Here is a 1,215-nt window from a genome sequence, read left to right as displayed (position 1 = left end):
CGCGGGCATCCGCGCTTCCTGCGGCTGTGGGCCAGCCTCGCCAGCGGCGCCGTCGGCGACCAGGTGCTGCCCGTCGCGCTCAGCCTGTACGTGCTGCGGGAGGGCGGCGGGGCCGCCGACGTCGGACTGGTGCTGGCCGGGCGGGCGGTGGCGCTGGTCGTCTGCCTGCTGGTGGGCGGTGCCATCGCCGACCGGGTCCGGCGCTCGCGGGTTCTGATCGGCGCGGACGCCTTCCGGGCCGTGCTGCTGCTGGGGGTGGCGCTGTCGCTGAGCGCGCTGCCGCTGGCGGCGTTGCCGCTGGTCACCGCGCTGGTGGGGGCGGCGGAGGCGCTGTCCCGCCCGGCTTCCCGCTCCCTCGTGCCGAACCTGCTGCCGCAGGAGCTGCTGGAGCGCGGCAACGCGCTCGTCTCCGCCGCGCAGCGCGGCTCGGCGGTGCTGGGCGCACTGGTCGGCGCCACGGCGGTGGCGCTGGTCGGGGTGCGGCCGGCGCTGCTGGCGACCAGCGCGGTCTTCGCACTCGGCGCGCTGGTGATGCTGCGGCTCGACGACACCACGCCGAGCCGCGCCGGCCGCAAGGCGGTGCTGGCGGACGCGGCCGACGGCGTGCGGGCGGTCCGCGAACGCCCCTGGGTGATGGCCGTGATGGGCACGGTCTGCCTCCAGCTCTTCGCGGGCACCGCGCCCGCGCTGACACTGCTGCCGCTGGTCGCCAGGGAGGACTTCGGCGGCGAGTTCGCCTACGGCGTCGTGCTCGCGGCGATGGGACTCGGCGCGCTGCCGGCCATCGTGCTGGCCGGCCGCTGGCGGCCGAGGTCACGCGGCCGGGTGTCGATGCTCCTGCTGACGTGCTACGCCCTGGTGCCGCTGAGCCTCGCCGTGCCGTTCCCGCTGCCGGTCGTCGTGCTCTGCTTCGCGCTGGGCGGCTTCGCCGTGGAGATCTACTTCGTCTACTGGATCTCGGCCCTGCAACGCGCCTTCCCCGACACGGTGCTGGGCAAGGTCTTCGCCCTCGACCAGCTGGGCGCGTACGCGCTGCTGCCGGTCGGTTTCGCCCTCGTCGGCCCGCTGGTGCTGTGGGTCGGCGCGACGACCACGCTCCTCGCCGGCGCCGCGCTGGTCGCCGCCTCCAGCCTGCTCTGCCTCCTCGTCCCCGGCGTAGCCCACTTCGCGACCACGCCTGTCTCATATACACAACTCCGAGCCCACGAGCCCACA

At 75.3% G+C, this 1,215-nt stretch carries 1 protein-coding gene; it reads left to right on the top strand.

The features are described from left to right. Window positions 1–1,215: MFS transporter (locus GL263_RS26845; protein WP_182858326.1), on the top strand; the 1,215-nt coding region annotated here is incomplete at both ends.

The sequence above is a fragment of the Streptomyces durbertensis genome, assembly GCF_014156695.1.
Lineage (GTDB): Bacteria > Actinomycetota > Actinomycetes > Streptomycetales > Streptomycetaceae > Streptomyces > Streptomyces durbertensis.
This window is presented reverse-complemented; position numbering and strand designations above follow the sequence as displayed.